The following is a 23,331-nucleotide window of genomic DNA, read 5'->3' on the forward strand; positions in this document are numbered from 1 at the left end:
TTTGCTCCGCCCTGAGTTGCAGAGCGGGCGTGTATGATATGTTATACCGTAATTTCAAGAGGGATTGCGCTTTCTGCCCCGAGATATCAAGATCGACTTCATAGACCGATCTGATCCAGCCGGGGCAGGCGCGGCAACGCATAGACCAGGCCGCCCGTTCGCGAATGTCAGACAGTGGTTTGGCGGCTGGTTTAGGCGGGAATTGTTCGTGGGGACGATATGCCCGCCTTCATGGACGTGCGTACCGACACGCGCGATAGAGAGGTCCGGCGCATGGACGCCGATATGCATCATCGGCCCGGCAAGCGCGATCATCGTCGGCTTCATCCCTTGCCGGCAGATTTCCCGAGCACGAGGTTCCCGGCTTCGTCGAGACCGACGCCCAGACGGAGCTTCAGCCGCCGGTCAAAGAACGCAGTCTCGTCAGGACCGGGCCGCGCCATTTTGTCCACAAAGCCGTCGAGCCAGACATATTTTTCCTCATGGGTGAGGTCCGTGGTTTCCATGTCACCGGCCAGAGTGGCGGTGATGCGGGCATGATCGAAATTACCCGATTTCTCGATGGCACGGCCATGCGGACCCAATGCGCGATCTGGCCGGCGATCGAACGGCTCTGCAACTCGGATTCCCGGCGCGCGATGTTCATGATGTCGTCGCCAAGCTTGACGGACTGGGCCATGGATCACCTCTGGTGCCGAAGTAGCATTTCGCTACCTCGGTACCAACTAGCAGCTATTCCCAGGGACCGCCAAACCATAGGTTTGACCGTCGGTCGGAGTAAGTAACTCAGAAGATGTGATAATTTTTGCACCACAGCACGTCGATACGTCTACCGTAAGTAACGTAAGTCGTTTTACGCCTTACTCTTGACTTTTTTAAGTAGCGATCCATCTTCTTCGTGACCGCTGGGGGCAGCGGCTAACGGGGAAATCTCATGGTTGCAAAAGTCCGAATTAAAGCCGGTCCGGTTGAGTTTGAATATGAAGGTGAAACTGAATTAGCGGTCACCGACATTAAAGACTTGTTCTCTCATATCGAGACCTTGTTCAAGGTTCCTATACTGGCGGAGGGCGGAGAGACACATACGCCCGTAGAGCCTGCGCCTCCTGTTATCTCGGGCAACGCAAGTAGCGGAGGGGGTAAGAAGCTTCATGTCAACAGCGTCGCTCAGACACTCAAAGCGAAGAGTGGCTCGGAAGTGGCACTTGCAGCAGCTGCAACCCTTCAGATTTGTGAGGGTAAGCAAACATTTTCACGCACCGAATTGCTGGACACAATGAAAAAGGCAACGATGCACTACAATGCCAATATGTCGAGCAATTTGACTAAAATTCTTGGTACATTGGTGGGTTCAAAGTTCAATCAAATCGGTGATGGGGTGTATTCTCTTAAGTCTGAGGAGCATCAAAAGTTGGCGGCAGCACTTGCTTGATGTCGCCGGGCTGAAGGACTGGCTGCATCGCGATCTTGGTGCGCGTGATAAGCTGCTCCTCATACTCGCTACATTCGACCAGCCCGTTCAGCTTGCCGACTTACGCTCGCGTTCGGAGGAAGCGGGTTTCAAGCTTCCGAAGAAGTGGAATCTATCGCAGGTGCTAGGCCGTAGTGGTGGTTTAGCTCTGCGGATACCATCGGGATGGGAACTTGCCGAGACTGGCAAGAACTACCTCCGCAATCTCGGCGTGGAGTCGATCAGCCCAGCAGCGATGCAGGTTGCCGCTGATCTTCGGAAACACCTCGCCAATGTTCAAAACGTGACCACACGGGCGTTCGTCGAGGAAGCCATCAAGTGCCACGAGGCGAAGCTATATCGCTCGGCCATCGTTATGTCGTGGGTAGCGGCGGTAGACGTGCTGTATCGCGAGGTTGTCGCCAATCATCTCGCCGCGTTCAACGCCGAGGCGCACAAGTTCAATGCCAAGTGGAAGGCGGCGGTCAACGAGGACGGCCTCTCCAAGATGCAAGAGGCCGATTTTCTCGACCGGCTCGTCCCGATTGGTGTCATAGGTAAGAACGTGAAGGAGGAACTGGCGAAGGCGTTGAAGCTGCGGAACGGGTGTGGTCATCCTAACAGCCTCAAGATCGGGCCGAACATGGTCGCCAGCCATATCGAAACGCTCATCCTCAACGTATTCGAGCAATTCCAGGTCTGAATTACGCCCGAGCGCATTTTCCGGCAAATTCACCCGCATGTTAAGAAGCTGGCGATGGGGCCGACGCTTTCTGCAATTTGACACATACCCCCACCGGCAGGGGTTCGTCGCCCTGTCACCGGTGACGCTTACGGGTGCCGCCACTGCTTACGATTTGCTTATGGGTGAAATACTGGCAGCGCTCGGAGCGATCCCCTCGCGGGGTAAGTTACTGTATTTGAAAGAAAATGTGGTGGACGCACTAGGGCTCGAACCTAGGACCCGCTGATTAAGAGTCAGCTGCTCTACCAACTGAGCTATGCGTCCACTCGCCAAACAAACGACCCTGCAATGCAACGGTCCCGTTCAGGAGCGGCGCCGTTAGCATGGGGTTTGGGTGTTGCCAAACAAAAAATGCGCGATGCGGTGATTGTATCGTTCCGGAGGTGAAGAGGGGGAAGGGGACGGACTTGAAATGGGGCGGTGACGCCACGCCTGAGAGGCGAATGCGGGGTGGATGGCCGTTTCGGTCGCGCTCTGCGGGCGTGGGGGAGGCGGTCGGTAGAATGCCAGCGGGCCCGGCAGAGCGATGCGGGCGGCCTGCGCGCCGTTGGTGCGTCGCATTCAGCACAGGCGTCCGGCGCTTGTAATGACCTTGCCTGCGGTGCCGGGGAAAGCGCTCCGGCTGGCCGTCATGGTCCGCGCGCAAGCCTCCCCAGCACGCCGCCCTTGCATTCAGGGCCAGCGTTCGCCCAGCGCCTTGCGGTTGCGATCGATGTTCATGATGATGCCGACGCACAGCATGACGGTGAGCATCGATGATCCGCCATAGGACATGAAGGGCAGGGGGATGCCCACCACGGGCGCCATGCCCATCACCATCATGAGGTTGATGGCGATATAGAGGAAGATGGTGGTGGTAAGGCCGCCGGCGACGAGGCGCGCGAAGCGGTCCTCGGTGCGCTGCGCCACACGCATGCCCCAGCGCAGCAGCAGGAACAGGGCGATGATGAGCGCCAGTCCCCCCATCATGCCCCATTCCTCCGCCATGGTGGCGAAGACGAAATCGGTATGGCCCTCGGGCAGGTAGTCGAGATGGCTCTGGGTGCCGTTCAGGAAGCCCTTGCCGAACAGGCCGCCCGAGCCGATCGCGATTTTCGACTGGCTGATGTGATAGCCCGCGCCCAGCGGATCGCTCTCCGGGTCCATGAAGATCAGCACGCGCTTCTGCTGATACTCATGCAGGAAGCTGAAGGCGATGGGGATGAGCGCCGCGCCCGCCAGCCCCGCGCTCACGAAAAGCCGGAGCGGCAGGCCCGCGAGGAACATGACGGTGACGCCGCCGAACCCGATCATGCTCGCCGTGCCGAGATCCGGCTGGAGGAGCACGAGGAGGACAGGCATGCCAATCAGCACCAGCGACGGCCAGATCGCCATGAACGTCCGGATGAAAGCGCTGGGCAGGAGCGCATAGAAGCGGGCGACGGCAAGCACGATCGCCACTTTCATGAACTCGGAGGGCTGCAACTGCATGAAGCCGAGATTGATCCAGCGCTGGCTGCCGCCGGCGACCCCGCCGATGAGCTCCACGAGGAACAAAGCGACGAGCACCACGCCATAGATCGGGAAGGCGCTCATCCTGATGTAGCGGAAAGGCACACGCGAGATGACTTCCGCCATCACCAGGAAGATGCTGAAGCGGACCATCTGCATGCCCGCCCACGGCGTCACATGGCCGCCGGCGGCGCTGTAGAGAACGATGGCGCCGAACGAGGCGAGCACGATCAGCAGCACGTACAGCCGCCAGGGGAGGCGCGCGATCGCATCGGGGACGGGGACCAGCCGGTTCATTCGGGGTCCACGGCGTTCTGGCCGGCGGGCCGGACGATCGAGAGAGAGGCTTCGTCCTCCGCCCCGAGATCGTCCCCGGCGACGGGCGCGCTCTCGCCGGCACTGGTGGCGCCGCTCGCATTGGCTGGGTCGGATGCGTTCCCATTCCCGGTGGCGGCTTCCAGGATCGGCGCGGCCGCGGCCAGGCCCCGCGCGACGCGGAACTCGTTGAGCTGCCGCTCCAGCCGCTGCTGCGGCGTCCCGCCCCAGCTCCGTTCGAGATTGGTGAGCTTTTCCATCGCCTTGGCCGGATCGTACAGATAAGTGATGCAATCGCCAGAGATCATCGGCGCATCCTGGTTCCGATCGAGATGGCCGCCATGCTCGACGATGCAGGCAATGGCATAGCGCGGGTTGTCATGAGGCGCGAAGCCCTGGAACAGCGCATGGTCGCGCCGCTTGTAGGGCAGGGATGCGCTGCCCATGCCCCGGGCGGAGACGGCGCCTACCTGTGCGGTGCCGGTCTTCCCTGCCAGCAATATGTTCGGAATGGGGAGCCGGGCGGCGCGTCCGGTGCCGCCGCCATTCACCACATCCTTCATGGCATTGCGAATGACGGTGAGATGATCGAGCCCGATGCCCAGCGGCTGCCCTTCGTGCTTCTTCCCGTCCATGAGAAGATGGGGCTGGAGATCCATGCCCGTGGCGAGGCGCGCCGCCATCACTGCCATCTGCGTGGGATTGACCAGCATATAGCCCTGGCCAATGGTGGCGTTGACGGTGTCGTAGGTCTGCCACTCCTGCTGATATTTGCGCTTCTTCCAGGCGGGGTCCGGCACGGTGCCGTAGCTCTGGCTGGGGAAGGGCAGATCGAAGCGCTGGCCCAGCCCCAGCCGGCGAGCCATCGCGGCGATCGCGTCCATCCCGATCTTCTGCGCGAAATAATAGAAGTAGATGTTGCAGCTCTGCTCGATGGCGCGGTGCATGTCCACCCGGCCATGGCCACGCCGCGAATGGCAGTGGAACAGGCGATTGCCGACGCGCAGCGCACCCGTGCAGGTGACGGTGTCGTCAGGCGCGAGGCCGGCTTCCAGGAAGGACAGCGCGATCATGGGCTTCACGGTCGATCCGGGGGGATAGAGACCCGCCAGCGTCTTGTTGCGCAGCGGGACATGATCGTCCTTCGAGAGCATTTCCCATTCGAGATGCGATATGCCGTCCGAGAAGCTGTTGGGATCGAAACTCGGCATCGAGGTGGAGGCGAGGATGTCCCCGGTCAGGCAATCGACGATGACCACGGCGCCGCTCTGGGTGCCGAGCCGCCGGCCGGCGAATTCCTGAAGGCCGGCATCGATGGTGAGCTTGATGGTGCGGCCGGGCGTATCAGGCCGGGTGGTGAGATCGCGCACGACGCGGCCGCGCGCGGTGACTTCCACGCGCCGCGCGCCGGGCTTTCCGGTCAGCAGCGTGTCCAGCGATTGCTCGAGCCCCTGCTTGCCGAGCTTGAAGCCCGGCGTGATGAGCAGCGGGTCTTTCGTCTTGCGATAATCCTCTGCCGAGGCGGCGCCCACATAGCCCAGGAGATGGCCCACGGCGGGCCCGGCGGGATAATGGCGCGAGAAGCCTTGCGCGGGCGCGACGCCCGGCAACTCGGAAAGGCGCACCGATACGGCGGCATATTGCTCGTAGCTGAGGTCATCGGCGACTTGCACCGGCTGGAAACCGGCGGCCTTGTCCAGATCCTCGCCGATCCGGTCCACCGTGTTGGGATCGAGCTTGAGCAGGTCGGTCAGCTCGGCGATCACCTTGGGGCGGTTCTGCAACCGGTCGGGAATGAGATCGACGCGGAAGTTCGTGCGGTTGGAGGCGAGCGGCAGGCCGCGGCGATCCACGATCCACCCGCGCCGGGGCGGCGTGATGGTGAGATTGACCCGGTTGCTCTCCGAGAGGAGCTGGTATTTCTCGTTCTCGGCAATGGCGATCCAGCCCATGCGGCCGACGAGCAGCCCGCCGACCGTGACCTGCGCCGCGCCCAGGAAGAAGGCCCGGCGGCTGAACGTGAAGGACTGGCTGGCGTCGGTTACGGTCTTCTTGCCAAAGAGATTCACGGCAATCGCCATCTGTCGAGTGCAGCGCAAAGGCGCACGATGATCGGGAACAGACCGATACTATAGGCAATCTGTGGCAGGATTTGAATGATCGGCCCGCCATGGCCGGCAAGATGCACTGCCAGCCAGCCCCCGGCCAGCGCGAAGGCCATCGCCACGGACGCGACGAACCAGCCATGCCAGTAGTCCCGCCAGGTGTGGCGCTGGCTCTCGAAATCGAGCGCAAGGAGGATGATCGTCCACAGGAAGATCGCGCTGCCGAGCGGCTGTCCGCTCATGAGATCGTCGAACAGGCCAAGCGGCAATCCCACCCACAAGGGCCAGATGTCCGGCCGCAGCAGGCGCCAGGCGAGGAAGATCATGAGGCCAAAGGGCGGCAGGAGCGGCGTCTGCGCGATCACCGGGGCGACCGCGACGATCATCGAGCCGATCATCACCGAGACGACCGGCGTCCCCCGGATGTGGAGGAGCGTCCGGTCCCGGCCAATGCGGTGATCGTAGCGCGGCACTATTCCGCGCCCGCATTACTGGCTTCGACTTCACGTGCCGCTGCCTCGCGGGCGGCCTCGGCGGGCCGATAGGGCGTCTGCACCAGCACCAGCTCCACGCGCGAGGGATTGGCGAGCGGGAAGGCGACGGCACGGTCCCCTTCCAGCCGCGCCACGACTGCGACGGGGATGTTGGGCCGATAGATGCCGCCGATGCCGGACGTGACGAGGATATCCCCGGGCTTGAAGGGATTGCGCTCCGTATTCAGGGCACGGATCTCGACGGTGCCATCGCCACGGCCCGAGCTGATGCCGGGAATATTGTCCGTCGTCCGGCGCACCGGCACGACATTGCCCTCGTCGATCAGCAGCAGCACGTCCGAGCTGTTGGGCCCGGCGCGCAGCACGCGGCCGACCAGCCCCTCCGGCGCGCGGACGGGCATGCCCGGCTGCACACCGCGCGCGCGGCCGATGTCCAGACGGGCGAGGCGCGCGGCGCTGCTGCTCGTGGAGGATATGAGATGCCCGGCGGAAACCACGCCGGTCTCGCTCTCGGTCAGCCGCAGCAGGCGCTTGAGCCGTGCATTCTCCTGCCGGATGGCCTCCGCCTCGATCAGCCGGGTGCGATTGGCTTCCACCTGCCTGAGCAGCGCGGCATTCTGGGCACCGGCATTGATATAGGCCGCGACCGCCTCGTCCAGATTGCCGATTCCCACCACCACGGTCCGCAGCCCGCTGGACACGGGCCGCGTGATCTCGGCCGCGACGGATCGCAGCGCCGCGAACCCGGTCGGGTCGGCAATCGAGATCATGAGCAGCAGCAGGCCAAGGGCCGCGCCGGCAAGAGCGATCACATAGCTGGCGAACAGGCCATATTGCGCCTTCCGGTCATAGCCGGGGCGCCTCTTTCCTGGTGGCGGCACGACGCGCCGCCCTTGATCAGGCGGTCTGGAGCACGCCGCGGAAGACCGGGTCCTCCATTGCGCGCCCCGTCCCGATCGCGACGCAAGTCAGGGGATCCTCGGCGACGGTGACCGGCAGGCCGGTCTCGTCGCGCAGTTCCTCGTCAAGCCCCTTGAGCAGCGCGCCGCCGCCGGTGAGGACAATGCCCTGATCGACGATGTCGGCCGCCAGCTCCGGCGCCGTGTTCTCCAGCGCGATGCGCACGCCTTCCACGATGGTGCCGATCGGCTCCGCCAGCGCGTCGGCGATCTGGCCCTGATTGATCGATATTTCCTTGGGCACGCCATTCACGAGATCGCGGCCCTTGATGTGGATGATGGCGCCCACGCCGTCCGCCGGCTTCTGGGCAATGCCATATTCCTTCTTGATGCGCTCGGCGGTCGCTTCGCCGATCAGCAGATTGTGGTGACGGCGGACATAGGAGACGATCGCCTCGTCCATCTTGTCGCCGCCCACGCGCACGCTGGTGGTGTAGGCAAGGCCGCGCAGCGAAAGCACGGCGACTTCCGTCGTGCCGCCGCCGATGTCGACGACCATCGAGCCGATCGGCTCCGTCACCGGCATGTCGGCGCCGATCGCGGCGGCCATCGGCTCCTCGATCAGGAACACCTGGCTCGCGCCGGCATTGCTCGCGGCATCGCGAATGGCGCGCCGCTCGACGCTGGTCGAGCCCGAGGGCACGCAGATCACGATTTCCGGGAAGCGCGGGAATCGGCGATGGCCGTGCACCTTGCTGATGAACCATTTGATCATCTGCTCGGCGATATCGATGTCCGCGATCACGCCGTCGCGCAGGGGACGGATCGCCTCGATGGAATCGGGCGTCTTGCCCATCATCAGCTTGGCATCCTCGCCCACGGCCTTGACGCGCTTGACGCCATTGATCGTCTCGACCGCTACCACCGAGGGCTCGTTGAGGACGATGCCGTGGCCCCGGACGTAGACGACCGTATTGGCCGTCCCCAGGTCGATCGCCATGTCGCGGGAAGTGAACTTGAACAAATTGGAGAAAAACGACATCGAATGTCCTGTTCATGCCAGCGCGCCGGGACCGGCGCGTTTCGCGATCCTTTGGGAATGTCCGCTCTGGCGACTCCAACCATTTCAGGAAATGAATGGCTTTCGCTCGCGTAGGTCGCTCGCTTGGTCTAGTCGCCATCAGATGTCAATACGCCGCCTGCCCGAGACTCTGGTGAATCGCATTGCCGCTGGCGAAGTGGTCGAAAGACCCGCCAGCGCGCTCAAAGAACTGATCGAGAATGCGCTGGATGCGGGCGCCGACACGATCGCCGTGACGCTGCGGCAAGGCGGCCTTGACGGCATCGCCGTGACCGACAACGGCCATGGCATCGCGCAAGGGGAGATCGCGCTCGCGCTGGAGCGCCACGCCACCTCCAAGTTGCCCGACGAGGCGATCGAGCAGGTCCGCACGCTCGGTTTTCGCGGTGAGGCGCTGCCCTCCATCGGCAGCGTCTCGCGCCTCACCCTGTCGAGCCGGCAGCCGGGCGCCGACGGATGGCGCCTCATCTGCGACAATGGCGCCATCGCGCCACTGGTGCCTTGCGCGATGCCGGCCGGCACGCGCGTGGAAGTGGACGGCCTGTTCGCTCGCGTGCCGGCCCGGCGCAAGTTCCTGCGCAGTGCCCGTTCGGAATATGCCGCCTGTCTCGACATCGTGCGTCGCCTCGCCATGGCGCGCAACGACGTGAGCTTCGTGCTCGAGCATGACGGCCGGCGCGTGCTCTCGCTGCCCGGCGGGCAGGATCGCGAGGATCGCGTGGCCCAGATCATCGACCGCGAACTGGCGGACAATCATGTGATCGTCGCGCTGGAGCGTGAAGGCGTCTCGCTGGCCGGCGTGGCCTCACTGCCGACATTCCATCGCGGCAGCGCGGATCATCAGTATCTCTTCGTGAACGGGCGGCCCGTGCGCGACAGGCTGCTGGTCGGCGCGGTCCGTGGTGCCTATGCCGATTTCATCGCGCGGGACCGGCATCCGGTGCTGGCGCTGTTCCTGGCGCTGCCGGTGGAGGAGGTGGACGTGAACGTCCATCCCGCCAAGACCGAAGTGCGCTTCCGCGACCCGGCATTCGTGCGCGGCATGATCGTGAGCGGGCTGCGCCGCGCGCTCGACGAGGCCGGGATGCGCGTCGCCAATCGCCCCGAGGCCGGCTCGGGTGATCTCTGGCAGCGCGAGCCGGCGGCCATGGAACAGATGGCCGCCCTGGCTGCGCAGGGCATGCCGTTCGGGCCAGCGGGAGCGGGGATCGGAGTGGGCGCGATGTCCCGGGGCGGCGCTTATGGCGGCGCGCCGCTCCTGGGCGACCGGCAAGCGCGCTTCTCCGGCTTCGCACCCTCGGGCCGCGCCGAACCGGCATCACCGGCGGCCCCGGCGGGGCAGGACGCGCGCGAATTTCCGCTCGGCGTGGCACGGGGGCAAGTGGCGCGGACCTATATCGTCGCGGAGGCCGAGGACGGCCTTGTCATCGTCGATCAGCACGCCGCGCACGAGCGGCTGGTGCTGGAACGGATGCGCCGGGCGCTGGCCGATGGCGCGGTGGCTCGTCAGGCGCTGCTGCTGCCCGAAGTCATCGAGCTGGACGAGCCCGCCTGCGACCGGATCGAGGCGCGGATCCCCGAACTGGCCGAGCTGGGCCTGGAGATCGAGCGCTTCGGCCCCGCCGCCATGCTGGTGCGCGCCGCACCCGCGCTGCTCGGGTTGAGCGACGTTGCCGGGCTTGTGCGCGATCTGGCGGACGATCTCGCGGCGCTCGGCGATGCGACGTCCCTCAAGGCGCGGCTTGATCTGGTCGCGGCCACCATGGCCTGCCACGGCTCGGTGCGCGCCGGACGCATCCTCTCGGTCGCCGAGATGAACGCCCTGCTGCGCGAGATGGAGGTGACACCCCATTCCGGCCAGTGCAACCATGGCCGCCCGACCTGGATCAAGCTCGCCCATGGCGACATCGAGAAGCTGTTCGGCCGCCACTGAGCGGCGGGTCAGCCGCGCGGCTGCGCGCCTTACCCGTCTGCCGGGCGGCGCTTCTGCATCGCGATGGAAATGAGGCTCAGCACATCCTCGTCATGCTGGTTGACGATGCGGGTCTGCCATTTGAGGATACCCATTTCCGGGCGGGAACGGCTGGCGATCTTCTCGATCAGTTCACTGCTGCCGCGCAGGACGTCGCCGGGGAAGACCGGGCGCTTCCAGCGCAGCTCATCGATGCCCATCGCGCCGAGCGACTGTTCCTGCCAGCCGGGGACAGCCTGCCAGCGCTCGACCATGGCGGCCATCATCATCGCGCAGGTGTGCCAGCCGCTGGCGGCCAGGCGCCCGAAATGGGTCTGCGCCGCCGCGTCCTCATCGAGGTGGAAGGGCTGGGGATCGTAGCGCCGGGCGAAGGCGATCACTTCCTCGCGGTCGACCGTGAAGGGGCCGAAACTGTCGCTGATGCCCGGTTCGAGATCTTCCCAGTAATAGCTCATCGTCAGGAACTGCCCACTGCCAGCAAAAGCCCATTGTCGGATGCGGCTCAGCCAATGTCCAGAGCGACGGTTCCGCGCGGGACGGTCGCCGTCGCGCGACGACTGAGCGTGCCGCCCGGCGTCGATACCCGATCGAGCACCATGAAATGGGTGCGCCAGGCCTCCGGCGTCACTTCGCACACGCTGTAGCCGCGCTGATCGTTCATGAAGCGCAGCTGGGGATTGTTGGCCATCATCATGTCGGTTCCGGGCCGCTTGTCCTGCCCGTCACCACCGCTGGAAATGGACGTGGTGACGCATTCGACAGCGACGGGGCGATCGCGATCGTACAGGAGCCCGGCGAAATTCTGGTGCTCGTCGCCGGTCAGCACGACGGCGTTGTCGACGCCCGCGAGGCGGCGCATCAGGCGATTGCGCGGGGCGTCATAGGCGGCCCAGCTGTCGAGATTGAGGATTTTCTCCGTCTCTTCTTCGGAGCGTCGCCTGTCGAGCGGCATCATCATCACCTGCTGGGCGAGGCAGGTCCACACGGCGTCCTTGCGAGCAAGGTTCGCGTCCAGCCAGCTTTCCTGCGCCTGCCCCAGCACGGTCGCCTTCGGGTCCGCCACGTCGGCGCAGAAGGGCCGGAAACCATCCTCGCAAGGCTGGTCGGACCGGAAGCTGCGGGTGTCGAGCAGGTTGATGCTGGCCAGATCGCCATAATGCAGCGCACGATTGGCATGGATGAGGGGGCCGTGCGGGATCATGGCAGGGCGCACCGGCATATGCTCGTACCAGGCCTGCATCGCTGCCTGGCGCCGCAGGGCGAAAATCTCCGGCGGCACATCGCCATGCTGCTGGAAATCCTGCACCCAATTGTTCTCGACTTCGTGATCATCGAAGGTCGAGAGGAAGGGATGGCGGGAGCGGGCGGCCTGCAGATCGATATCCAGCAGATATTGCGCATAATGCGCACGGTAATCGTCCAACGAATACAGTACCCGGAGCCGGTGATCGCGCACCTTGGGCACGGGCAATCCCTGCTGGAAGGCATAGTCCGAGCGATATTCGTAGATGAAGTCGCCATAATGGAAGACGAAGGCCAGGTCTTCCTGCGCGAGATGCCGATAAGCGGTGTAGAGACCCGCCTCGTAATGCTGGCAACCGCACACGCCGAACCTGAGCGAGGAGACTGGCGCGCCCGCGCGGGGCAGGGTCCGTGCGCGGCCGAAGAGCGAGCGATCCGATCCGAGGCGAAAGCGATACCAGTAGGGCCGGTCGGGCTCGAGCCCGGTGACTTCCACATGGACGCTGTGGCCCAGCTCCGGCCGGGCCGTGGCCGTGCCGCTGGCGACGATGGTCGCGAACCGGTCATCGCTGGCGACTTCCCACAGGACGGGCAGGGCGGACATCGGCATGCCGCCATGCGGCGCGAAGGGCTCGGGCGCCAGCTTCGTCCAGATCACGAAGCCGTCCGGCGCGGGATCGCCCGAGGCGACGCCAAGCCGGAAGGGCGTGTCCGAAAACCAGTTCTGCGCGCGCACGATGGCAGGCGCGCCGGCGATGCCCAGTGCAGCGGCCGTGCCGCCGGTGGACAGGAAATCTCTACGTGTCAGCATGGCCGGATGCATTAACCGCCAAGTGTGACGGGTCAGGGACAGGCTGGCGAGGATGAGGTCGCGCTGCCTCTCACGCCTGCGCCAGCGTCTCCCTCTGCGAGGCCAGATGCGCGGCGCGCGCGGCCATGCCGTCGCACATGCGGCCGAGCGCTTCCAGCACGAGCTTGCGCACCTGCGCGTCACCGGGCTGGGTCTCGGCCATCGCGCGGCTCATGGCATCGATCCATTGCGTGGCGGTGGTTCGCGCAAGACCCGGCAGCACGACATGCATCGACATGATGCAGGCGCCTGGCCGCTGCTCGAACCAGTCCCGCGGTCCACCCGTCCATGCGACCAGGAAATCGGTGAGCGATGCGACCATCGGCACGAGGTCCGGCCCGTGCATGGCGCGCAGCTCCGCATAAGCCGGATCGCTGTCCATGATCTGGTAGAAGCGCTCGGCAAGCCGGGCGATCGCCGCGCGACTGCCCAGGCGCTCAAAGGGGGAGGCGAATTCATCCATGAAGCGGCGCTATCATCCGCGCCGCATCCTCCATTTGATCGGGATCAAGGCACGCCGAGCTGCTGTGAATGCTCAGCTGTGAAGGAAATGCATGACGTCCCCGTCCTGCACCACATAGGCCTTGCCTTCGGCGCGCAGCTTGCCCGCCTCGCGCGCCTTCGCTTCGCCGCCGAGCGCCACGAAATCGTCGAATGCGACGGTTTCCGCGCGAATGAAGCCTTTCTGGAAATCGCTGTGGATCTCACCCGCGGCCTCGGGCGCGTGCGCACCCTTGTGGACAGTCCAGGCCCGCGCTTCCTTGGGGCCAACGGTGAAGAAGGTGATGAGATCGAGCAGCTCATACCCGGCCCGGATGACCCGGGCGAGACCGGCTTCCTCAAGGCCCATGGCCTCCAGAAACTCGGCGCGGTCCTCGATCGGCATCGTCACCAGATCGGCCTCGATGGCGGCGGACACCACGACTGCCTGCGCGCCCTCGGCCTTCGCCTTCTCGAACACGCGGGCGCTGAAGGCATTGCCCTGCGCCGCGCTCTCTTCCTCGACATTGCAGACGTAAAGCACCGGCTTGGACGTGAGGAGCTGCGCCTGGCGGAAGATGCGGGCCTCCTCCTCGTCATGGGGCTCGACAAGGCGGGCGGGCTTGCCTTCGCGCAGGAGGTCGAGCGCGCGGCCCAGCACGGCGGCCGCGATCTTCGCTTCCTTGTCGCCACCGGTCGCCTTCTTTTGATAAGCCGGCACGCGCTTCTCGAGGCTTTCGAGATCGGAGAGCATCAGCTCGGTCTCGACCGTCTCGGCATCAGCGATGGGATCGACGCGATTGTCGACATGCTGGATGTCGTCATTCTCGAAACAGCGCAGCACATGGACGATGGCGTCCACTTCCCGGATGTTGCCGAGGAACTGGTTGCCAAGGCCCTCGCCCTTCGAAGCGCCCCGCACCAGACCCGCAATGTCCACGAAAGCCAGCTGAGTGGGGATGATCTTCTGGCTGCCCGCGATGGCCGCCAGCTTGTCCAGCCGGGCGTCGGGCACCGCCACCTGGCCGACATTGGGCTCGATGGTGCAGAAGGGATAATTGGCAGCCTGCGCCGCCTGCGTCTCGGTGAGCGCATTGAAAAGGGTCGACTTGCCGACATTGGGCAGGCCGACGATACCGCATTTGAAACCCATTGGACGTCCGTTCGATAGAGCGATTGGCAGCCCATTAACGCCGGGGTGGGCGCAATGCCAGTGCGAAGGGTATCCCGCTCGCTGCCGTCGCCTGCGCCCTCATGGATCCTGTTCACTTGGAAACGCCGCCGGTGTAGAAGATCGAGGGGTTCAAGGGGGGACGTATGAAGCCGGCTATATGGTGTCCATTTCTGTTGTCGCTGGCCATTGCCGGCGATGCGAGCGCGCAAGACGTCGCTCTTCCGACGCGTCTCGCGCAATGTCAGCCGCAGAGCACGACGACGGATGCTTCCGAGATACGCTACCGGAACTGCTTCCCCGATATCCGCGAGAGTAGCTACGCGGCCGCCTATATCAGTTTCAACAACGACCGGATGAATCTCGACGCCTATCTGGACGGGCTCGAACGAAACCAGCGGAGGAGCTTTCTCACCTTCCTGAGATCGCTTTTCGTCTCCAACACGGACACGGTGCTGGTCGTCGCACGGATCGTCGCAAAGCCCGGGGGCGGGCGGCCGGACGAGCTGGTCGGCAGCTACACGCTGATGAAGATCTTCAAGAGCGACAGGGGCGGCGAGCATTTCTCCGTGGAAAAACTGACCAAGGACGGGCTCGAAGGCCCGATCTTCTCAGCGGATTCAACCTCGAGGGTGGTTGTCCAGATTTCCTACGCGGCGGAGCACCGCGCGGAATCCAATGTCAGCGGCGCCATCAGCCAGCTGGGCGACTTGCTCGGGGGCATCAGTTATCTGCGGAAGATTTCGGCGCTCGCCGCTGACAAGAAGGCCGAGATCAAGCGGCTCGACGATCTGATTACCTCCAAGTTCAACCGGAATGCGGATTTCGGCAATGCCGTCGACCTGGGGCTCGACCCTGCCGGGACGCAGGCCTTCTACGGACGGCTGACGCTCGGCAAATATCTGGACAGTTCAGCGGGCGGCAATCTGCACGTCGCCGTGGTGCCGGTGGCTTCCGTCCTGGTGAACAATGCGCCGGTTGATCCATCCAGCATCCAATATGGCGATGGCCGCTGGGATCCTGTGGCGACCAGGCGGATCAGCGACCGCTACATCGACGGCCTGCCGCTTTCCTCCCATGTTCGCCAGGCGATGGGCGACGATTATCTGCTGTTGAGCCGGGCAGCCGACCAGACGACATTCAATCGCGTCTGCGACAAGCTTTCAGAGTTCCTGAGCGATCCGGCCTTCGGCCTATCCGGTACGGACAGCATGGCAGCGACCTGGGCCTTCATTGCGGGCAACCCCTTACTGAAATCTCCGCCGGTGCGGGCGAATTATTGCCTGAGCGCTTTCGAGCAGCAAGGCATCCTGGAGCGCCACGGCCTCGGCTTGCCGCCGCTCTCCATCGTCCCGGATGCCAAGTTCGACAGCCTCATCGCCGCAGCGCAGCTTTATGCGGCAAGGGCCGATGAAAGTGCGATCGCGGCCCAGCAGGAAATCAACCGTGCCCTCGTCGCCGAAACGCGCGCGGCCCTGATCCCGCCACCGGAGGGCTATTCGTCGACGCCGCTGGGAGGTCATCGTTATGCGGGGCAAACCGTCGATCCGGTCGAGCCATTCCACGGCGTAGCAACCGAGACGATGTCCGGACGGGAAGGCAATCGATATGAAGGGCAGCTCACGCTTGCCGGCAGCGGGCTCATCTACGAAGGACTGGGACGTTATGTGGTCAGTCGTCCTGGTACCGCCGGCTGGGAGTATCGCGACTATACCGGGGACTTTCAGGCCAACTGGTTCAGCGGAAACGGCGTGATGCGCTGGCCCGACGGGCGCGAGTTCAAGGGTCAGTTCGCGCGCGACCTGCCAAGCGGCTACGGGATACTGAGTTACTCCTCGGGGGAGCGCTATCATGTCCGAATGGTGGACGGGCTCCCGAACGGACCCGCCGTGAGAGAACAGAATGGGGAGCGCCGGGGCGGCAACTGGATATCAGGCACGTTCGTGCCGGAATGACCCGGTGGTGATTTTGCCGCGGAAGAATCATGCAATGGCGCAGGCACCGGCGGCAGGGGTTCCGCCGCCGGTGCCGCTCTGCATCAGTTGCCGACCGGCTGGTTGTCCGTCCGCGTGACCACCACGGTCGAGGACCGCGGCTGCTGGCCCGACACCGGCCAGTTGCCGGTCGGGTGCTGGATGTTCACGAAAAAGGTGCGCAGGTCCGGCGTGTAGGCGAGGCCGGTGATCTCGCAGCCTTCCGGACCGACGAGGAAGCGCTTGGACTGCTTCGTCGTCTGGTCGATGTAGAACATCGCATTGTGGCCGATCGTATCCTCGATGGACACGCCCGAGACGCCGGACGAGCCGGGAACGCTGTGATCGGTCTGCACCCACAGGCGACCCTGCGGATCGATGCGGATGCCATCGGGGCTCGAGAAGGTATCCCCATTGATGTTGCCGGCCAGATTCGCGCCGCCCGGTGCCCAGGCGGGATCGCCCGCGAGCAGGAACAGCTCCCAGGTGAAGCTGGTCGCGAGCGGAGAATCGCCACTTTCCCGGAACTTCAGGATGTGGCCGTGGCGATTTGTGACGCGCGGGTTGGCGGCATCGACCACACGACGGCCGCTGTTGTTCGTCAGCGTGACGAAGATCGCCTTGCCGTCGGGTGCGACCGTGATCCATTCCGGGCGGTCCATCACCGTCCCGCCGGCGACGCGCGCGGCGGACTGGCACTTGACGAGCACTTCGGCCTGGTTCGCGAACGAGACCGGCGTGGGCGCAGGCGGCGTCGTGCTCTGGCTGACATTGCCCGGATCGGACGCGGTCGCCGTCAGGCCGTTCTGGCCGTGGACGAGCGCGCGCCACTCGCCAGTGCCATCAGCGTTGAACTTCGCCACATAGAGCGTGCCGTAGTCGAGGAGGTTGGTGTTCGCCGCCCGATTGGTGGTGCTGTAGGCACTGTCCGGAACGAACTTGTAGATGCAGCCCGGGGTGCTGTCGTCGCCCATGTAGAAGGCCACGCGCCGATCGGTGTTTGCGAGGAACGTGACGTTCTCATGGCTGAAGCGGCCCATGGCGGTGCGCTTGGTGGGCGCGGCCAGCTCGAGATAGGGATCGATCTCGACGACCCAGCCATAGTTCTGCTCGGGCTGCGCGGGATCGAAATAGTTGTCCGTCGTTTCCTCGCAGGTGAGGTAAGTGCCCCAGGGCGTGCGACCGCTGGCGCAATTGTTCAGCATGCCCTTGATCGTGCCGGAGAGCAGGCCTGCGGCCGGGCCGCCGGCGCGATAGCTGGAATTGCCGGTGTAGCGCTTGTTGTACTTCGAGCCGGCCTTGACCGCCCATTTGCCGGTGGAATCGGCGGCGACCTCGATCACGCCGATGCCGACCGCGGAGAGAGCGAGCGCCTTCTGCTCGGCCGTGGCCGTCGCGATGTCCGGCACGCTCGCCATCAGGATGTTGAAATCGGGATATTCGAAGTTGATGGCCAGCAGTCCGCCCTTGTTCGCATCGGTGCCGGACAGCTCGAAATACTCCATGCCGTCATGATTGCCGCCGGACCACTTCTCGGCCTGCTCGAGGGTGGGGAAGCTGCCGGAATAAGGTGTGCCGGCCTCGATGGAGTCACCGGCCTTCAGCAGCACCTCGACCTTGTAGCCGGTCGGAACGGTGACGGTGTCGTTGCGGTTCGCGGGCACCGACGTGAAGCCGATCGTGTAGCTCGGGGTGGGCGTGGGGGTCGGTGTGGGCGTGGGGGTCGGTGTGGGGGTCGGCGTCGGAATGGTCACCGGGCCATCATCATCGTCATCACAGCCGGCAAGCATGGCAGCGACGGGGAGAATGGACAGGCCGAACAGGCCATTGCGCAACAGGCTGCGACGCGACGGATTCGCGGCAACGATGGCTTCAAGGCTGTTGGGCTGCGGCTCGCCTTCGACTTCGGTGCGATAGGGCGCGCGCGCCTTATCCGTGAGATAGGACATGATTTTCCCCTTGTTGGCAGTCTGGCTCGGATGCGGAAGCGACGGCTGGCTGCCCCCGCCCTTGGCGCCCACCTGATTGCAGCCGTTCATGTCATCACCATTGCCGGAGCGTTGCTTCGCCATGACAGTTGCATGACCATTGCGCGGCAGAACCATGTCCGATCCGTTACGGCAGCGGGCGGCTTCCCGGCCGGGCGCAGCTGCGTTAGAGAGCGCGCATGACCTGTGCCGATCAGATGAGGGCTCTTCCGTCGGCTCCGCGCCGACGCGGCGGATACGGCCTGAGTACCCTTGCCGGGCTCGCGCTGCTTCTCGCCGGCTGCGCTTCCACCAAATACCGCCCCGTGAGCGACACGCCGGTGCGGATCGGCAAGCCCTATGCCGTGCGCGGGATGACCTATACCCCGGCCGACGATCGTGCCTACGACCGCCTCGGCTATGCGAGCTGGTATGGCGACGAATCCGGCAACATGACCGCAAATGGCGAACGCTTCCGCAAGGGCGCGATCGCCGCCGCGCATACGACGCTGCCACTGCCGAGCTATGTCGAGGTCACGGCGCTCGATACCGGGCGGACGATCCTGGTGCGGATCAACGATCGCGGGCCTTTCACCAGCGGGCGGATCATCGATCTCTCGAAAGGCGCTGCGGCCCTGCTCGGCATCGAGCGGCAAGGCGTGGCTGCCGTGCGCGTGCGCCGGGTCGAGCCCCCCGAAAGCGACCGCGCGCGTCTTCGGGCCGGTCGCGAGGCCATGGCGCGCCCCCGGGTCGCGGAATCGACGCTGACGCTCTGGCGCGCCGCACTTGCGGACTCACGCACGGGGCAGGGCGGCTGCGGCGCACAGACCGCACGCTGCTGAAGGCGCGGGGTTCTGATACTGGGGTAATCCTAGTGAGCCCGGGAACCCTTTCGGGGCACCCTCAATCCGCGAGGCGCAGGGCGACTTCGCTCATGAAGCGGGCGTCATCGCCCTTCGCCAGCCATTCCGCTTCGCGGGACATCGCGCCGAGCAGGTCGGCCAGCGGGTCGATCTCGCTCTTGGCATAATTGCCGAGCACATGGCCCGTCACACGATCCTTGTGGCCGGGATGACCGATGCCGATGCGCACGCGGCGGAAGGCATTGCCGACATGCGCTTCGGTCGAACGCAGGCCGTTATGCCCGGCGGTGCCGCCGCCGCGCTTCACTTTCATCTTCATGGGCGCCAGATCGAGCTCGTCGTGAAAGACGGTCACGTTCCCGACATCCAGCTTGTAGAAATCGCAAGCCGCGCGAACGGCCCTGCCGCTCTCGTTCATGAAGGTCTGGGGTTTGAGGAGAAGGATCTTCTCGGGCCCGATGCGGCCCTCGGCGGTCAGGCCCTGAAACTGCTTTTTCCAGGGCGAAAAGCCGTGATCTTCGGCCATGACGTCAAGCACCATGAAGCCGACATTGTGGCGGTGGAGCGCATATTGCGTCCCGGGATTGCCGAGGCCAACCCAGAGTTGCACAGATGCGCTCCCCCCGCGCGGAGAGGCTTACGCCTCGCCGGCCTCTTCGCCTTCCTTCGTCGTGTCGCCTTCGCTCGACTTGAGCGCGGACGGTGCAACGATGGTAGCAATGGTGAAATCGCGATCGGTGATCGCCGGCTCGGCGCCCTTGGGCAGCTTCACCGCGCTGATGTGGATCGAATCGCCCACGTCAAAGCCGGTAAGGTCAACCGTGATGCTGTCCGGAATCTCGGCGGCATCCACGATCATTTCCAACTCGTGACGGACGACGTTGAGCACGCCACCGCGCTTGAGACCGGGAGCGGCCTCTTCGTTCTCGAACACCACGGGCACATTCACATGCACCTGGGCGTGCTCGGAAACGCGCAGGAAATCGGCATGGAGCGGGCGGTCCGTGACGGGATGGAAAGCGACGTCCTTGGGAAGGGTGCGAACCTTCTTGCCGCCAACCTCGACCATCACCACCGAGTTGAAGAAGTGGCCGGTGCCCAGCAGCTTGGAGAGAATCTTCTCCTCGACATGGACCATCTGCGGCTCTTCATTGTTGCCATAAATGACGGCGGGAACGCGGCCCTCGCGGCGGAGAGCGCGGGAGGCTCCCTTGCCTGCCCGATCGCGTGCCTCGGCCGACAGCGTAAGCGTGTCGCTCATATGCGTGTCTCCAAAAGCAGATTGTGTATATTCCGCCACGCCTCCAGGGATGACCATGACGGAAGGCGGCGCGCTTAGCGGCAAATGCAGGCAAAAGCAATGCCCATGAGCAACGCTGCGATGGGGCGGTGCCCGCCGGGCGCTCCGCTCAGCCGAGCACTTCCTGCACCGCAGCGACCAGCGAGCGGGCGCGAACGGGCTTCGAAAAGCTGGGCGCGCCGCTGAAGATCGGGGGCTGCACGTCCGCGAGATAGCCCGACATGACGAAGAAGGGAATATCGTCCTCCTTCAGCCGGCCCGCGAGCGGAGCCGACGTCTCGCCGTCGCCCAGGTTGATATCGAGGAGGGCAAGGGCGCATTCGTGCCGATCGAGCAGCGCCATCGCCGTGGGCACGTCTCCGGCCGGGCCGATGACGTCGAACCCCGCATTCTCCAGCATGGCGGCGAGGCCGAGGCCGACCAGCGGCTCGTCCTCCACGACCAGGATGTTCCGCGCGACCGGCGAGGGCGCCGCGAGCAGATAAGTCCACTCATCCCCGCGCGATGAGCGGTGCATTGGTCGCTCGGCAACGATGAGCGCGGCCGCAACGATGACGCCGCCGGAATCGCGAACCGCGGAGAAGGCCGCGCTCACCGGAATTTCGGCGCCCGACGCGGCGAGATGCGTCGTTTCCTGCCGGTCCGGCTGCTGCCCTTCCCGCAGGCGGGCAAGCACGGCTTCCTGATCGCGCCGGAGATGGTGCGGCAGGATACGACTGAAGGATCGCCCGATCATCTCGCTGGCAGAATGGCCGTAGAGTCGCGCGGCCGCGTCGTTCCAGCTCAGCACGATGCCGCCAAGATCGAGGCCGATGATCGCATGTTGAGCGCCATGCACGATGGCAGCGAGCAGCGCGTTGCTGCCAGTGATGAACGGCCCCTCGGCGAGGCCGGATTCATGATCGAAACGGGGCATCCGTGCGCCCTTTCCCGGTTCGTCCCACTCCGGGACGGATAGTGCCCGAGTCGCAGGAGGGGCGCAAACATAATCTCGGATTAACCGGTCGGGTCGTGTGACTTGCGGGGCCGGTTCACTGGAGGCGGGCCACGCGCCAGCCGCGCCGGGCCAGTTCGTTCTGCAGGCTCGCGGAACCCAGCAGATGACCTGCGCCCACAGCCACGAAAGCGATCCCTTGATGGCGGCGCAGATCGCCATCGAGAGCGGCGCCCCAACGTGCATTGCGCGCGTCGATGAGCGCCCGGCGCAAGCGCGGCGCGCTGTCGAGCGGCGCGAGGAACTGCCGCTCCAGCCGATCGAGGTCGCCTTGCGCCCAGGCCTGCTGCAGATCGGCATGGAGACTAGCCGCCGCATCCGCTTCCCGCACGGCCTGCACGAGCAGCAGGCGCTGGTCCGCTTCCGGCAGCGCATCGAAGATGCCGAGCTGCTCCTCGATGGTTTCGAGCCCCCGCACCGGCTTGCCGGCGGTCTCGAAGGTGCGGGTCAGCACGGTCTCGCCGCCATCCTCCGAGGAAAGGCCGAGCTCGGCGGATGCGGCGGCACTGACCAGCAGGGCGGCGGCCCAGCTCTCATAGCCGTCCAGCCCATGTAGCACGCCGGGCCGCCGCCGGATCAGGGCGCGCAGCGTCTCGGCATCGGCAGGCGCGAGCCGGGCGGTGGCCGGGGCAAGGCCCGTGGCGCGGCCGAGCCGCTCGAACACCGCGCGGCTGCGGCGCTCCTTTTCCAGCCCGGTCACCTCAAGGATCAGCCGGTCGCTGCGCGCCGTTGCCCGCGCGATCTCTGGCGACAGCCATGTCGTACCACGCTGCAGGGCGTGGACCGTGCCGAACAGATAGGCTTCCCGGCCGTGGCCAGTGACATGCCACAGGGCCGGTCGCGCGGTGACCTCCGCCTGCCCGCCCTGACGCCCGATCTGCCAGCCTGCCCAGGCGAGCACGACCAGCGCGGCAAGCGCGAGGCAAAGGAGCAGCGGGCGGGACAGGCTCCGGCGGGATGCCCGATCGGCCATGAAGGCTCAGCGCCGTCGGCTGACGCGCCGGGCGGAAATGCCGCGCGCCTTCAGCATCTGCTGCACGCTGCCGTCCCCGGCGAGATGGCCCGCGCCCACGGCGATGAAGACCGTGCCGGGCTTCTCCATGCGGGTGCTGATCCAGTCCGCCCAGCGGGCATTGCGATCAGTGAGCAGGCGCTTCTCCAGCTCCGGATTGCTGTCCACGGACTCGTTCATGATGGCGGCGAGTTCGTCCGGCTTGCCCTTCGCCCATGCGTCGATCATCCGCTCGATGGTTTGCGCGAGCGTGGGCAGTTCGTCGAGCGTCTGCACCAGCAAGTCCACCTGCAGCGGATCGGGCAGGGTTTCAAAAATGCCGATCTGCTCGGCGGCCGTCTCCAGCCCGGTCAGGGTCTTGCCGGCTTGCGTTGCCGCGGCCTCGATCACGCGGTCCGCACCGCTCTGCGGATCATAGCCGAGCCGGTGCAGCGGCGCGACGGTCAGGGTCAGGGTCGTGAACCATGGCTTCACATGGTCGAAAATTTCCAGCGGCAGGTCGTTCGCTGCCAGCGCGGCCTGCAGCTTCTCCCGCGACGGCGCGGGCAGGCGGCTGCTCAGGCTCTCGCCACCCGGATCGAACGCGCGCCGCAGGAGCATCTGCTGCGCCTCCGGCTCGTCATCCTGCCCCGCGATTTCGAGCACCACCTCCCCGGACTTGTCGAACGCGGCGCGCATCGGCCCCTCGAACCAGCGCATCCCGGGCTTGAGAAGGTGGATGGTGCCGAACAGATAGATGGTCGTATCCTCGTCCCGCACGACCCACAGTGCCGGACGCGCCCGCACGGAGCGCGGGGCCGAGGCGGCACGCGTCGGCGCATCCGCCGATGGTGCCGCAGGCGCGGCAAGGGCAGGGGCGGGCAGGCAGGGGGCGAGGGCCAGCGCGCAGCCGAGGATGAATGAGGTCCAGCGCATGATCTCTTTTTC

At 65.2% G+C, this 23,331-nt stretch carries 20 protein-coding genes, 1 tRNA gene and 1 pseudogene; 5 read left to right on the plus strand and 17 right to left on the minus strand.

All coding sequences use genetic code 11. The features are described from left to right. Nucleotides 1–323: 323 nt before the first annotated feature. Nucleotides 324–679 (minus strand): annotated as a pseudogene (locus SLG_RS22460) (ParD-like family protein). Between the two features lie 255 nt (nucleotides 680–934). On the opposite strand from SLG_RS22460, the gene SLG_RS21305 reads away from it, so the two are divergent. Together SLG_RS21305 and SLG_RS08440 are read left to right on the plus strand one after the other, a co-directional pair. Next, nucleotides 935–1,432, plus strand: coding sequence for a hypothetical protein (locus tag SLG_RS21305; RefSeq protein ID WP_148276534.1), 498 nt, complete (start codon nucleotides 935–937; stop codon nucleotides 1,430–1,432). Next, nucleotides 1,425–2,153: a hypothetical protein gene (locus SLG_RS08440; RefSeq protein ID WP_041392951.1), complete on the plus strand. Its 729-nt coding sequence runs from the start codon at nucleotides 1,425–1,427 to the stop codon at nucleotides 2,151–2,153. Before SLG_RS21305 ends, SLG_RS08440 begins: the two co-directional genes overlap by 8 nt. A 230-nt stretch (nucleotides 2,154–2,383) precedes the next feature. Here the strand turns inward: SLG_RS08440 and SLG_RS08445 are convergent. From SLG_RS08445 to SLG_RS08470, 6 genes are all read right to left on the minus strand, one after another. Beyond that, nucleotides 2,384–2,459: transfer RNA gene (locus SLG_RS08445), tRNA-Lys, on the minus strand. 408 nt (nucleotides 2,460–2,867) lie between these two features. After that, nucleotides 2,868–3,983, minus strand: a complete 1,116-nt coding sequence (rodA, locus tag SLG_RS08450) for a rod shape-determining protein RodA (RefSeq protein WP_014076037.1) — start codon at nucleotides 3,981–3,983, stop codon at nucleotides 2,868–2,870. Further along, nucleotides 3,980–6,082 carry a penicillin-binding protein 2 gene (mrdA, locus tag SLG_RS08455; RefSeq protein ID WP_148276535.1) on the minus strand — a complete coding sequence of 701 codons (2,103 nt, stop codon included), beginning with the start codon at nucleotides 6,080–6,082 and terminating at the stop codon, nucleotides 3,980–3,982. The genes rodA and mrdA overlap by 4 nt, the downstream gene beginning before the upstream one ends. Next, the gene (locus tag SLG_RS08460; RefSeq protein ID WP_014076039.1) at nucleotides 6,067–6,579 is read right to left on the minus strand and encodes a hypothetical protein; all 513 of its coding nucleotides are present in this window, start codon (nucleotides 6,577–6,579) and stop codon (nucleotides 6,067–6,069) included. The genes mrdA and SLG_RS08460 overlap by 16 nt, the downstream gene beginning before the upstream one ends. Further along, nucleotides 6,579–7,481 carry a rod shape-determining protein MreC gene (gene mreC / locus SLG_RS08465; RefSeq protein ID WP_014076040.1) on the minus strand — a complete coding sequence of 301 codons (903 nt, stop codon included), beginning with the start codon at nucleotides 7,479–7,481 and terminating at the stop codon, nucleotides 6,579–6,581. The genes SLG_RS08460 and mreC overlap by 1 nt, the downstream gene beginning before the upstream one ends. A gap of 16 nt (nucleotides 7,482–7,497) precedes the next feature. Next, complete coding sequence (locus SLG_RS08470; RefSeq protein ID WP_014076041.1) at nucleotides 7,498–8,541, minus strand: rod shape-determining protein; 1,044 nt, start codon at nucleotides 8,539–8,541, stop codon at nucleotides 7,498–7,500. 142 nt (nucleotides 8,542–8,683) lie between these two features. Between SLG_RS08470 and mutL the strand changes: the two genes are divergently transcribed. Next, nucleotides 8,684–10,513 (plus strand): DNA mismatch repair endonuclease MutL, encoded by a 1,830-nt coding sequence (mutL, locus tag SLG_RS08475; protein ID WP_041391834.1) that lies wholly within the window; start codon nucleotides 8,684–8,686, stop codon nucleotides 10,511–10,513. A gap of 29 nt (nucleotides 10,514–10,542) precedes the next feature. Here the strand turns inward: mutL and SLG_RS08480 are convergent, their stop codons facing one another. From SLG_RS08480 to ychF, 4 genes are all read right to left on the minus strand, one after another. Then, complete coding sequence (locus tag SLG_RS08480; protein ID WP_014076043.1) at nucleotides 10,543–11,007, minus strand: MaoC family dehydratase; 465 nt, start codon at nucleotides 11,005–11,007, stop codon at nucleotides 10,543–10,545. Nucleotides 11,008–11,054: 47 nt separating this feature from the next. Continuing rightward, entirely contained in the window at nucleotides 11,055–12,605 is a 1,551-nt protein-coding gene (locus tag SLG_RS08485) for an alkaline phosphatase D family protein (protein ID WP_041392955.1), read from the minus strand. Between the two features lie 70 nt (nucleotides 12,606–12,675). After that, nucleotides 12,676–13,107, minus strand: a complete 432-nt coding sequence (locus tag SLG_RS08490) for a group II truncated hemoglobin (RefSeq protein WP_014076045.1) — start codon at nucleotides 13,105–13,107, stop codon at nucleotides 12,676–12,678. 72 nt (nucleotides 13,108–13,179) lie between these two features. After that, nucleotides 13,180–14,277 carry a redox-regulated ATPase YchF gene (gene ychF / locus SLG_RS08495; RefSeq protein ID WP_014076046.1) on the minus strand — a complete coding sequence of 366 codons (1,098 nt, stop codon included), beginning with the start codon at nucleotides 14,275–14,277 and terminating at the stop codon, nucleotides 13,180–13,182. Nucleotides 14,278–14,471: 194 nt separating this feature from the next. Between ychF and SLG_RS08500 the strand changes: the two genes are divergently transcribed. Then, on the plus strand, nucleotides 14,472–16,250 hold the full coding sequence (locus SLG_RS08500) for a hypothetical protein (protein WP_014076047.1): 1,779 nt from the start codon (nucleotides 14,472–14,474) through the stop codon (nucleotides 16,248–16,250). 83 nt (nucleotides 16,251–16,333) lie between these two features. Here SLG_RS08500 and SLG_RS08505 read toward each other — a convergent pair whose 3' ends face one another. Further along, complete coding sequence (locus SLG_RS08505) at nucleotides 16,334–18,217, minus strand: PhoX family protein (RefSeq protein ID WP_014076048.1); 1,884 nt, start codon at nucleotides 18,215–18,217, stop codon at nucleotides 16,334–16,336. Nucleotides 18,218–18,453: 236 nt separating this feature from the next. On the opposite strand from SLG_RS08505, the gene SLG_RS08510 reads away from it, so the two are divergent. Continuing rightward, a complete protein-coding gene (locus tag SLG_RS08510; protein WP_148276537.1) occupies nucleotides 18,454–19,077 on the plus strand; it encodes a septal ring lytic transglycosylase RlpA family protein in 624 nt (207 codons plus the stop codon). Nucleotides 19,078–19,138: 61 nt separating this feature from the next. Here SLG_RS08510 and pth read toward each other — a convergent pair whose 3' ends face one another. The 5 genes from pth to SLG_RS08535 form a co-directional block, all read right to left on the minus strand. Next, the gene (gene pth, locus SLG_RS08515; protein ID WP_014076050.1) at nucleotides 19,139–19,708 is read right to left on the minus strand and encodes an aminoacyl-tRNA hydrolase; all 570 of its coding nucleotides are present in this window, start codon (nucleotides 19,706–19,708) and stop codon (nucleotides 19,139–19,141) included. Between the two features lie 27 nt (nucleotides 19,709–19,735). Beyond that, nucleotides 19,736–20,359, minus strand: a complete 624-nt coding sequence (locus tag SLG_RS08520; protein ID WP_014076051.1) for a 50S ribosomal protein L25/general stress protein Ctc — start codon at nucleotides 20,357–20,359, stop codon at nucleotides 19,736–19,738. Between the two features lie 148 nt (nucleotides 20,360–20,507). Further along, nucleotides 20,508–21,314, minus strand: a complete 807-nt coding sequence (locus SLG_RS20850) for a PAS domain S-box protein (protein WP_014076052.1) — start codon at nucleotides 21,312–21,314, stop codon at nucleotides 20,508–20,510. Nucleotides 21,315–21,429: 115 nt separating this feature from the next. Continuing rightward, nucleotides 21,430–22,365 carry a TraB/GumN family protein gene (locus SLG_RS08530; protein WP_014076053.1) on the minus strand — a complete coding sequence of 312 codons (936 nt, stop codon included), beginning with the start codon at nucleotides 22,363–22,365 and terminating at the stop codon, nucleotides 21,430–21,432. A gap of 6 nt (nucleotides 22,366–22,371) precedes the next feature. Further along, entirely contained in the window at nucleotides 22,372–23,319 is a 948-nt protein-coding gene (locus tag SLG_RS08535; protein WP_041392962.1) for a TraB/GumN family protein, read from the minus strand. Nucleotides 23,320–23,331 lie beyond the last annotated feature (12 nt).

It is taken from the genome of Sphingobium sp. SYK-6, from assembly GCF_000283515.1.
GTDB lineage: Bacteria > Pseudomonadota > Alphaproteobacteria > Sphingomonadales > Sphingomonadaceae > Sphingobium > Sphingobium lignivorans.

Coding starts and splice junctions, on each gene's coding strand:
- SLG_RS08530 (WP_014076053.1), bottom strand. CDS start 22,365: ATGGCCGATCGGGCATCCCGCCGGAGCCTGTCCCGCCCGCTGCTCCTT.
- mutL (WP_041391834.1), top strand. CDS start 8,684: ATGTCAATACGCCGCCTGCCCGAGACTCTGGTGAATCGCATTGCCGCT.
- SLG_RS08510 (WP_148276537.1), top strand. CDS start 18,454: ATGAGGGCTCTTCCGTCGGCTCCGCGCCGACGCGGCGGATACGGCCTG.
- SLG_RS08480 (WP_014076043.1), bottom strand. CDS start 11,007: ATGAGCTATTACTGGGAAGATCTCGAACCGGGCATCAGCGACAGTTTC.
- SLG_RS08535 (WP_041392962.1), bottom strand. CDS start 23,319: ATGCGCTGGACCTCATTCATCCTCGGCTGCGCGCTGGCCCTCGCCCCC.
- SLG_RS08520 (WP_014076051.1), bottom strand. CDS start 20,359: ATGAGCGACACGCTTACGCTGTCGGCCGAGGCACGCGATCGGGCAGGC.
- mrdA (WP_148276535.1), bottom strand. CDS start 6,082: ATGGCGATTGCCGTGAATCTCTTTGGCAAGAAGACCGTAACCGACGCC.
- ychF (WP_014076046.1), bottom strand. CDS start 14,277: ATGGGTTTCAAATGCGGTATCGTCGGCCTGCCCAATGTCGGCAAGTCG.
- SLG_RS08490 (WP_014076045.1), bottom strand. CDS start 13,107: ATGGATGAATTCGCCTCCCCCTTTGAGCGCCTGGGCAGTCGCGCGGCG.
- SLG_RS20850 (WP_014076052.1), bottom strand. CDS start 21,314: ATGCCCCGTTTCGATCATGAATCCGGCCTCGCCGAGGGGCCGTTCATC.
- SLG_RS08505 (WP_014076048.1), bottom strand. CDS start 18,217: ATGTCCTATCTCACGGATAAGGCGCGCGCGCCCTATCGCACCGAAGTC.
- SLG_RS08470 (WP_014076041.1), bottom strand. CDS start 8,541: ATGTCGTTTTTCTCCAATTTGTTCAAGTTCACTTCCCGCGACATGGCG.
- rodA (WP_014076037.1), bottom strand. CDS start 3,983: ATGAACCGGCTGGTCCCCGTCCCCGATGCGATCGCGCGCCTCCCCTGG.
- SLG_RS08485 (WP_041392955.1), bottom strand. CDS start 12,605: ATGCTGACACGTAGAGATTTCCTGTCCACCGGCGGCACGGCCGCTGCA.
- SLG_RS21305 (WP_148276534.1), top strand. CDS start 935: ATGGTTGCAAAAGTCCGAATTAAAGCCGGTCCGGTTGAGTTTGAATAT.